We start from the raw sequence: 10,030 nt of genomic DNA, 5'->3' as shown, positions 1-10,030 counted from the left end.
AGATCAGCGGTGATCACTCCCGCACGTGCCATACCAGCAGCCTCCCAAGATCAGCCCTCTGTTGCACTGACCGGTGGAGACCGCCTCTCTTTTCCGCGTGCATTCGCCCTTGATCGGCGCGGGTCGGCGGAGCGCGGGCCGCGCGGGCCGGCGCAGCGCGGGCCGCGCGGGTCGGCGCAGCGCGGCGTGGCGCGGGTCGGCGCAGCGCGGCGTGGCGCGGGTCGGCGCAGCGCGGCGTGGCGCGGGGATCGTCTCTGGCGGATAGCCGCCCCCACAGGGGCAGTGGGCTTCCACGATCCACAGCCGCCGGCTGTGGAATGGATCGGCTACAGCAAAGACATGTGGACGTGGTCCTTGTGGGCGCTGGCCCCGCTGTAGGAACTCCATCCGGTCGTCGGCATCCAGATCTGCGCGTACCAGATCACGTACATGATGCCGAGCCGCTCGGCGTTGCGTACCAGGAACGCGGTGAGGTTGTTGCCGTACAGCCGCTGATCGCGCGTATGCGCGTTGGAGAAGCCGCTGCTCTGCAGTGACCAGTCACACGCGCGGCCCTTGGGATGCTCAAACGGCCCGCCGGGCCGGTAGCAGCCCACGAACCGGTTGAAGCCGGCCTTTTTCACCTCTTTGTACGCGTGGTACGTGCGGGGCGTGATGCACCCGCCGGTGGTGGGGTCGTCGACGCTGCACCCCTCGTCCGGCCAGGACCCGTCAGAGGCTCGTGGCGCGGGCGCTGCCACGGCGGATGTGGCGCTGACCATGCCGTTGGTCAGGCTCTTGCCGCCGACGAGCGAGAGCGAGTTCTCCGCTTCCTTCTTCTGCTTGGCGATGATGGTGAGCTGCCGCTGCTCCTCGGCGACCTCGCCGTCGAGGGCCTGCTTGGCGTCGACGGCGCGCTGGCGGGCCGCGGTCAGCTTGTGCAGCTTCTGGTCGTTGACCATGTTCAGCTCACTGAGGGCGGTCGCGCGCTCCAGGAAACCGTTGGGGTCGGAGCTTTCCAGCAACGCGGAGATGGGCCCGATCTTGCCCATCCGGTACGACGCGGCGGCGACCTCGGCGACCTGTGGCGCCAACTCCGCGATCTCGTGCTCGGCGCGGGTCACCTCGACGCTGAGCTGAAGCTGCTTGCGACGGGAAGTGTCCAGTTTGGTCTTTGCCTGCGCGTATCGCTTGCCGGTGGTGGCGAGCACCTCACTCAGCAGCGGTGGGGCTTCCTCCTGGACGCCCGACGGGTCGCCTGGTTGCGCCTGTGCGACCGCTGGAAACGCCGTGACCAGGACCGCACCGGCGATCGCGCTCGCAACGAACCTGAACCAGCGCCGTACGGCAACCGTCATACCCATCCTTTCGTCGACCGCCGGCCGGGGTTAGCTGACGGTGCCCTCCGCGATGGCCCGCAAAAGCATACCCCTTGGTACAAGCCGGCATCGCGGGGGCAATCCGGTTACCAGGCAACGACTTTCCGTAGACAGGACTTGCGGAACACCGGTCACGACAAGCATGCGGGCCATGACCCCGAGATGTTCCGGCGCGAGTTCTGGCTGAGCCTCGCGCTGGCTATCCCGGTCGGATGTCGACCTCGACCATCGTGGTGGCCCTGCACACCCAACTGTTGCGCCGGCAGGTTTTCGCCAACCCTTCCTAAAACCCCTGTTGACAGATTGACCTGCGGCGATGACACTTCCTGCACGGGGTTTCAGTGATGTTCGCCTATACATGGAGGACACATGGTCACGCGCAGAACCCTGCTCGCCGCGGCGGGCGCCGGTGCCGCGGGCGGCGCGCTCGCGAGCGGCACGGCCCACGCCGACGCCACCATCGCCATCAACCCGGCGTCGGACTACGGGGTGTGGGAAGGCTGGGGTACGTCGCTGGCCTGGTGGGCGAACGTCTTCGGTGACCGGGACGACTTCGCGGACATCTTCTTCACCACCCGGACCGTCGCGTACAACGGCACCAACCTGCCCGGCCTGGGCATGAACATCGCCCGGTACAACCTGGGCGCGTGCAGTTGGAACACCGTCGAGGGGGCGAGCATGGTCGCCTCGCCCAACATCCCCCGGTTCAAGCAGATCGAGGGCTTCTGGCTGGACTGGCGCAACGAGGACCCGGCATCGTCCGCGTGGAACTGGAACGTCGACGCCAAGCAGCGCGCCATGCTGGTCAAGGCGGCGCAGCGCGGCGCGATCACCGAACTGTTCGCGAACTCGCCGATGTGGTGGATGTGCCTCAACCACAACCCGTCCGGCGCCGCCAACGGCGGTCTCAACCTCCAGTCCTGGAACCACCGCCAGCACGCGCTACACCTGGCCGCGACCGCCCGCCGGGCCAGGGACGTGTGGGGCGTCACCTTCCGCACGGTGGACCCGTTCAACGAGCCCTCCTCGAACTGGTGGCGCGCCGACGGCGGCCAGGAGGGCTGCTACATCGACGCCACCACCCAGCGCAGCGTCCTGTCGAACCTGCGCACCGAACTGAACCGGCAGGGCCTGACCGGCGTCATGATCTCCGCGTCCGACGAGACCAGCTACGACCTGGCCCGCACGACGTGGAACAGCTTCGACGCCACCACCAAGGGCCTGGTCCGGCAGGTCAATGTGCACGGGTACCAGGGGGCGAGCGGCCGGCGCGACCTGCTGTACAACGACGTACGCGCCGCCGGCAAAATCCTGTGGAACTCCGAGAGCGGCCAGAACGACAGCACCGGCCTCACCATGGCCAGCCACCTGTGCCTGGACTGGCGCTGGCTGCACCCCACCGCGTGGTGCTACTGGCAGGTGATGGACCCGAGCGCCGGCTGGGCCGCCATCCAGTACGACTTCAACACGCTGCGCGCCGGGGCGGTGCAGCCCAAGTACTACGTGCTCGCCCAGTTCACGCGGCACATCCGGCCCGGCATGCGCATCATCGACACCGGCGTCGGCTACGCGGCGGCGGGCTACGACCCGGCCGCCCGACGGCTGGTCATCGTCGCTGTAAACACCGGCGCCGCACAGACGCTGACGTTCGACCTGACCCGCTTCGGCCAGGCCACTGGCGGCACGGGCGGCGTGGTGCCGCGCTGGACGACGGTGCCGGCGGGCGGCGACCGGTACACCGCCCGCCAGGACATGCGCGTCAACGCCAAGCTGGTGGCGGTCCCGTTCCCGGCCGCCTCCGTCCAAACCATCCAGGTAGACGGCGTAGTCATCTAATCCCCCACGACGACGCCCGCGCCCCCGCCCCGCGCGCGGGCGCCGCACGCCCCGCGCTCCCCGCGCGGGGCGGGCCCGCCCCGTCGATCAAGGGCGAATGCACGTGGTTCGATCGCATTCCCGCGCGCATTCGCCCTTGATCCATGCAATTGCCCTTGATCGCCGCAAGCGGCGGGCCAGGCCGCGGGCGGTGGGCGGTGGGTGGCGCCCGTCCCACAACGCCGGGCCCCGCCGCGCGGGCGCCCCAGCCCGCCGATCAAGGGCGAATGCACGTGGTTTGATGGCATTTCCGCGCGCATTCGTCCTTGATCCACGCGATCGCCCTTGATCGCCGCAAGCCGCGCCCCGCGCCGCCCCACGTCGCGCGCGCCGCGCCCCCGCAAGCCGCGTCATGCGTCACGCGCCGCGCGCTGCGAGCCACGCGCCACGAACCGCGAGCCGCGAGCCGCGAGCCGGAGGACAGCGCACCGCCGGCCCCGGACGTCGCGACTGCGGGGCCGCCGGGCGCCCCGGAGGGGCGTGACAGGCGGTCGTAGGGTGGCCGGGGTGGACATGATCGGTTACGTCGCGATGCAGGCGGTCAGCTACTTACCGTCGGTGATTCTCCTGGTCGTCGGCATCTCGCTGGTCGCGGCCCGTCGGCAGCGGCTGACCCGCCGGTCAGGGACGTTCGCGATTGGTGGGCTCGCGTTCATGCTCGTCACCACCGTGATCAGCGCGGCGTGGAGCGCGGGCTTGGTCTTCCTCATCGACAACGACGTGGTCGACACCAACAGCTTCGGGCCGCTCAGCCTGCTTGTCGGCGTGGTGCTCACCATGCTCAACGGCGGCGGGCTCGGCCTCCTGATCGCCGCAGTCCTGACCGGCGGGCCGGAGCCGGCGCCGCCCACCGCTCCGGTCTACCAGTAGCGGCAACCGAACAGCGGGCGTGAGCGTCCAAAGGGGATGCCTCGCCGCCGGATCGTCATTGTCGCCGCCGCCATCACCGCCTTGACCGTCGCCGCCGGGGTCGGCGCGTACGCGTGGTGGCCGGAGTCGAAACGGTACGGGTACCCGCCGCCGCACAAGACCGCCGTGCTGGACGAGCAGGCCCGCCAGGTCCTCGCGGAGTGGGACCGGTCGCATCCCGGCCAGCCGGTCCGGCGGTACGTGCCGGTGGGGAGCGACGTGCCGAACAACCGTCGGGGGTGGACGTTCGTGCTCCCGCCCGACGCCGAGTTCGAACAGGCCGGCGGGCGCCGGCTGACCGCGACGATCCCGCTATCGGAGACCGCGCCAGCACCGTCCACTGTGGTGTGGCAGGACGGTGCCGCGGGAGTGCCGCTGGTCTCGGCCGCTGAGGCGTTCACGGCGGCTCAGCAGGAGCCGTGCCAGCGGGAGCCCTGCGACGGGCCACCCATGCGGGTCACCGGCGCCGAGATGGGTGCCGTGCCGGCGCGTACCGCGAACGGCTGGGCATCGGTGCCGGCGTGGGTGTTCACTGTGGAGGGTGCCGCCTTCCGGATCGCCCGCATCGCCGTCGACGCCGAGCCCCGGCCGTACCGCGAGAGCTTCTCGGGTGCCGAGCACGCCTGGGTCGTCCAGGGCATGCTGCCGGCGACGGTGGACGACGCGTTGACCGTCGACTACGCCGGTGCGCCGCCGGGCGTCGGGCCGTGCTCGGGCGAGTACACCGCGCATGTGGTCGAGGGTGTGTCGGCGGTGGTGGTCGTCGTGGAGCCGATGGTGCCGCCCGAGTGGGTGCGGGAGGAGGCGCGGAACGTTTCCTGCGCGCCGTTGAGCCCGTTCGGCCCGTACCGCCAGACGACCGTCTACCTGTCGCGCCCGCTCGGCGAGCGCGTCCTGCTCGACCTGGACGGCGATCCGCTGATGGTCACCCGCCAGCGCCCGTAGCCGGTCGCCGCCGGCGCCACAGGAGGCCACCAACCAGCGCCAGCACGACGAGAGCGATCCCGCCGACCACCCACAGCCCCGTCGAGGACGACGACTCGTCGGAGCTCGCCGCCGGTACCGGAGTCTGCGCCGCCGCCGTCGTGGCCGCCACGGTCGGCGTCGGCGCCTCCGTGGGCGAAGGCGTCGGGGCGGGCGGCGCCGCCTGGTTCGTGAACGTGAAGCTGCCCTGCAGCACGTGCCCGTCGGACGCGGTGGTGCGCCAGGCGACCGTGATGGCACCGACCGGCAACGCGTTCACCGGCTGGGTGATTGTCTTGTCGAGCACGCCAGCGGCGCCCGCGCTGTAGGAGACCTTGTCCGGCCCGGTCACCGCGACCGTGGTGCCCGCCTTCTTGATGAGGCCGCTGAAGGTCAGCGTCACCTGCGTCAGCGGCTTGGTCACCGTGCTCTTCGCGGCCGGGCTCGTGCGGCTCAGCTCGGTGTGCGCCTGGGCCGGCGCGGCGGGCAGGAGGACCGCGAGGGCTCCAGCGAGGACGGCGGCGACCGCGGCTAGCGGGCGGTTACGTGTCACCGCGCCACGGTACCCGGTGATTTCGCCGCGCCTGGCGCCAGCCGCGCCCTAGACTGAGGTCCGGTCACGGAGGCACGCCATGTCTGGTCAATCCCCGTCCCCCCGGTGGAGCGACCTGCGCCGCCGCCTGGGCTTACTCGGAATCCTTGTCATCACCGCGGTCCCGGCCATCGCGTCGGCGCTCATGTTCGAACGCGAGCGGCGCCGGCCCTGGATACCGCCGGAGCTGTCCGACCCGGTCGCCGCGGTCGGTGACCTGGCCCGCGGCGGCGACGATCTGTTCATTCTCCTCGTCGAGTTCGGCCTCGCGACCGGGTTCGCGGCCACCGGCGCCGTGGCGGGCGTGATCGGCGCGCAGCGCCTGCTCAGCGCCCCGGGACGGCGAGCGGCTCGCACCGGCGCGGCGGCCGCCGCGCTGGCGTGGGTCTCCGCCGTCGCGGCGAAGGTGGTGCTGCTCTACGCCGCGGACCGCGCGGACGCCGGCGTGTACCCGGGCGTCGCCCAGGGGTTGACGTTCGTGATGGTGGCTTGCTTCGCCTGGTCGGTCGTGGTCGCGGTCGTGGTGCTCGCGACCCTGGCCAGCCGCGTGGTGCGCGACCCGCGCGACCGCCGCGCCGTCCGGCCCGACGACGTGCATCCCGGCGAGTGCGCGGCCACCACGACGGCGAACTCGTGGACGGAGAACTGGCGGCTGCCGCCCGGCCGCGGCACCTGGCCACCCAGCGGCATCGGCGTCTGCATGTCGGGCGGCGGCATCCGTTCGGCGGCGTTCGGCCTAGGCGCGCTCCAGGTGCTACAGGAGCGCGGCGTTCTGAAGCAGGCGAGGGAGCTGGTGGCCGTCTCGGGGGGCGGTTACGCGGCGGGCGCGATGCGGCTGGCCATGGCGGGTCCGGGCGGCGCGCCGGCACCCGAACGCGCCGGCGACGCCTTCGCGGCCGGGTCGCCCGAGTTCGACCACGTCCGGCGCAAGTCCAAGTATCTCGCGGAGACCACCGGGGAATGGCTGCGGGCGCTGGCGGTACTCCTGCGGGGGTTCGTGGTCGCGCAACTCACCCTCGTGATCGGCCTGATACTCACGGCCCGCGCGCTCGGCGAGGTGTACCGGCAGGCGCCGGCCCTGGCGCGGCAGTTCACCGACCCGGCGCCCGACGGTGGCCTCGGCGGCCATCCGCTGCTGCCACCGGACGGTGTCAGCGGCGCCATCGCGGTCACGCTGATGCTCGCCATCGCCGCCTGGCTCTGCACGGTCGTCGCGGAGAACTGGCGGCGCAGCTCGTCCGGCGGGGTCTTCGCCCTGATCCGCGCCAGCGCCAAAGGGCTCGCGGTGCTGGGCGCCGGTATGGCCACGATCGCGGTGGTCATCCCGCTGCTGGTGCGGCTCAGCGCCGAGGCGCTGCGCTGGTACCAGGGTCAGGACGCCGTCCAGAGTGGAGCGCCGTCGGCCGCGGCCAACGCCGCGACCGTCGCGACGGCCGGCTATCTGGCCGCGGTCGCCGGCATCTTCCTCACCGTCGGGCGCCTTGTCCGCCCAGCGGTCGGGTGGGCATGGGCCAAGCGCGACATGCTGCGGGCCGTCCCGGTCGCTCTTTTGCAATGGGTACTTGTCATCGCCGGCACCGCCGCTCTGGTACTGGGCTACCTGTTCGTCTTCACCCGGGTACTGGCCGACAGCGTGCGCGCGGAGTACCGGTGGCCGGACGGCTGGCCCGGCTTCGGGCAGAACTGGCACTTCGCGCTGCTGGCCGGTGCCCTGCTCTTCCTCGGCTGGCTCGTCGACCAGACCCGCTGGAGCCTGCATCCCTTCTACCGCAGGCGCTTGATGACCGCTTTCGCCGTGCGGCGCAGCGCCGACGGCACCGCGGCCGAGCCGTACGACTTCGACAAGGAAGCGACACCGCTGGAGAAGTACGCCTCCACAGTGGAGGGCTTCCCCCGCGTCACCTTCCTCACCGCCGCCAACGTGTCCGGATCGGACCTGACACCGCCCGGCCGGCGCGCGCTGCCGTACACGCTGTCCGGAGACTGGATCGGCTGCCCGCGGCTCGGCTGGATACGCACCCGCCAAGCGCGGCGGCTGGGAGGGTACCCGGTCGAGATGGACCTGACCACCCAGGCGGCGATGGCGATTTCCGGTGCCGCGTTCGCCTCGGCGATGGGCGCCAGCGCGATGCCGTTCTCGTTGCTGTTCACGCTGACCAACGCCCGGCTCGGCACCTGGCTGCCCAACCCGCGTTTCCTGTGCCGGCACCGGGCCGACGATCCCGGCGGCCCGGTGCCCGGCATTCCACAGTGGCGGCGGCTGCCGTACTTCTTCCGCGAGATATTCGGCATCTACCCACCGGACAGCAAGATGCTGCTCGTCACCGACGGTGGCCACTACGAAAACCTGGGCCTGGTCGAGCTGCTGCGCCAGGCGCCGGCCGTGGTGTACTGCTTCGACGCCAGCGGTGGCCGGACCCTGACGGCGAGCGCGTTGGGGCCGGCGATCACGCTCGCGCGCCAGGAGCTCGGCATCGACATCACCTTCGACGCCTGGCCGAGGGTGCTGTCCGATCCGGACGCTCTCACACCGGGCAGCGCCAAGGCTGATCCGGTCCCGGCCGGGCTCACCGGCCGGCTCGCCACGTCGGCGGTACTGGTTGCCAGGATCACGTACCCCGACCTCAAGGGCGACGGCAACCGGCCCACCGGCACCCTCTACTTCGGACGGGCGATCCTCACTCCGGATACGCCCTGGCCGGTGCTCGCGTACGCCAGCGACCATCCCGTGTTTCCCAATGACAGCACGAGCGACCAGTGGTTCGACAGCGCGCAGTTCGACGCGTACCACGCGCTGGGCCGCCACGTCGCCACCCGGGTCCTGGCCGCCGCGAGCCCGCGACCCGCGGCGCAACAGGACCAGCACGGTCTGGCAGGTTAGCGGGGTGTCCCAAAGCCTCCTCGCCTGCCTCGACGACTGACCGCTCGCCGTCACGGGTAGGCACAACCGCTGTCGCGCAGCGGGCCCACCACCAGCACGAACGAGGAGTGGCCCGACACGTGTCCGACCAGGCAGGCGCCGCCCGCCGGTACCGCGAACATGATCGCGCCCCGCGGCGCCGGATCGGCGCCGCGGGCATCCCGGACGATCGGGCCCAGGAATCCCGCGCCGACGATCGCCCGGCGCACGGTCTCCGCCGTCGGTGCCACCGTCTCCACGATGCACATTTTCTCTGTCTCTGGGCACGTGGGACCGGCGAGAACCGCCTCAAGCTCGTCCGCCAGCGGCTTCGCGGCCTGGATCTCGGCCGCCGGCACCGGCGCGCGCCGCGCCAGGTCGGCGGCGAGCCGTTGGCAGTAGTCGTCGTAGTCGATCTGGGCGCAGGTGTATCCCCGCACCTCCTTGGTGACCGTGACCTCCGGATCGCCGGCCGAGGCGGCGCCCCGCACGATCGGCACCATCAACGCCACACCGCTGGCGATCACGAAAAGCGCGGTGACAAGCCCCCAGATCCGAAACCGGCGCACCCCCTGACGGTACCCGCTACCGGCTTCGGGGCGCCGCACCCGGCATAATGGAACCCTGATGATCATCCTGATGCACAGCTCGAAGACGATGCGCACGCCGGCCTCCGGTGTGGCGCCCACCGGCACGCCGGCCCTGCTCGACCGGGCCGAGGAACTCATCGCCCACCTGCGGAAGCTGTCCGACGACGAGGTGTGCCGGATCATGACCGTCTCCGCCGACCTCGCGGCGAGGACGCGCCAGCAGTACGCCGAGTGGACCACCGATCCGGCCGAGCAGGCACCGGCGGCGGCCACCTTCGTCGGCGACATCTACAGTGGCCTGCAGGTCGACTCGTTCAGCGCGGCCGACCGCCGGTACGCCGACAAGCACCTGCGGATCCTGTCCGGCCTGTACGGCATCCTGCGACCGTTCGACGGCATCAGCCCGTACCGGTTGGAGATGGGTTACCGGCTGCCGGTCGGCGCGTACCCGAATCTCTACCGCTTCTGGGGCAGCGCGATCGCCGACCAGCTGCCCGCGTCGGGCCGGATAATCAACCTCGCCGCCGGCGAATACAGCAAAACCGTCCTGCCGCACGTCGACCCTGACCGCGTCGTGACGCCGAAATTCCTCACCGTCGACCCGAAGTCGAAGCAGCCGAAGTTCGTGGTCGTACACGCGAAAATCGCCAGAGGCGCCTTCGCCCGGTGGCTTGTCACCGCTCGCGTGAAGGAGGCGGCCGTCCGCGAGTTCGACGACATCGGGTACCGGTACGACGAAAAGCTCAGTACGCCGCGCGAGCCGGCCTTCGTCTGCCAGGAGTTCGGCGGAAAGGGCCTGTCCGTCCGGCTCACCTGAGGTCAAATTCGGTCGCGGGCAACCATG

The 10,030-nt window shown here is 71.1% G+C and carries 8 protein-coding genes; 5 read left to right on the top strand and 3 right to left on the bottom strand.

Annotated elements, in window-relative coordinates; genetic code table 11:
- Positions 1 to 326: 326 nt before the first annotated feature.
- Positions 327 to 1,337: a coiled-coil domain-containing protein gene (locus tag QMG73_RS37060; protein WP_281903636.1), complete on the bottom strand. Its 1,011-nt coding sequence runs from the start codon at positions 1,335 to 1,337 to the stop codon at positions 327 to 329.
- Positions 1,338 to 1,727: 390 nt separating this feature from the next.
- Between QMG73_RS37060 and QMG73_RS37055 the strand changes: the two genes are divergently transcribed.
- From QMG73_RS37055 to QMG73_RS37045, 3 genes are all read left to right on the top strand, one after another.
- Positions 1,728 to 3,194, top strand: coding sequence for a glycoside hydrolase (locus tag QMG73_RS37055; RefSeq protein ID WP_281903635.1), 1,467 nt, complete (start codon positions 1,728 to 1,730; stop codon positions 3,192 to 3,194).
- Between the two features lie 546 nt (positions 3,195 to 3,740).
- Positions 3,741 to 4,103, top strand: a complete 363-nt coding sequence (locus QMG73_RS37050; protein WP_281903634.1) for a hypothetical protein — start codon at positions 3,741 to 3,743, stop codon at positions 4,101 to 4,103.
- A 36-nt stretch (positions 4,104 to 4,139) separates the two neighbouring features.
- Positions 4,140 to 5,087, top strand: coding sequence for a hypothetical protein (locus QMG73_RS37045; protein ID WP_281903633.1), 948 nt, complete (start codon positions 4,140 to 4,142; stop codon positions 5,085 to 5,087).
- Here the strand turns inward: QMG73_RS37045 and QMG73_RS37040 are convergent.
- Positions 5,068 to 5,658, bottom strand: a complete 591-nt coding sequence (locus QMG73_RS37040) for a copper resistance CopC family protein (protein ID WP_281903631.1) — start codon at positions 5,656 to 5,658, stop codon at positions 5,068 to 5,070. The genes QMG73_RS37045 and QMG73_RS37040 overlap by 20 nt on opposite strands.
- 79 nt (positions 5,659 to 5,737) lie before the next feature.
- Between QMG73_RS37040 and QMG73_RS37035 the strand changes: the two genes are divergently transcribed.
- On the top strand, positions 5,738 to 8,578 hold the full coding sequence (locus QMG73_RS37035) for a hypothetical protein (protein ID WP_281903630.1): 2,841 nt from the start codon (positions 5,738 to 5,740) through the stop codon (positions 8,576 to 8,578).
- A 50-nt stretch (positions 8,579 to 8,628) separates the two neighbouring features.
- On the opposite strand, the gene QMG73_RS37030 is transcribed toward QMG73_RS37035, so the two are convergent.
- Positions 8,629 to 9,165, bottom strand: coding sequence for a hypothetical protein (locus QMG73_RS37030; RefSeq protein ID WP_281903628.1), 537 nt, complete (start codon positions 9,163 to 9,165; stop codon positions 8,629 to 8,631).
- A 58-nt stretch (positions 9,166 to 9,223) separates the two neighbouring features.
- On the opposite strand from QMG73_RS37030, the gene QMG73_RS37025 reads away from it, so the two are divergent.
- Positions 9,224 to 10,003 (top strand): YaaA family protein, encoded by a 780-nt coding sequence (locus QMG73_RS37025; protein ID WP_281903627.1) that lies wholly within the window; start codon positions 9,224 to 9,226, stop codon positions 10,001 to 10,003.
- The last annotated feature ends 27 nt before the right edge of the window (positions 10,004 to 10,030 follow it).

Origin of the sequence: Phytohabitans aurantiacus (assembly GCF_027923225.1) — a bacterium.
Classification (GTDB): Bacteria; Actinomycetota; Actinomycetes; order Mycobacteriales; family Micromonosporaceae; genus Phytohabitans; species Phytohabitans aurantiacus.
The sequence above is the reverse complement of the archived record's forward strand: the minus strand, read 5'-3'. Positions and strand labels throughout refer to the sequence as shown.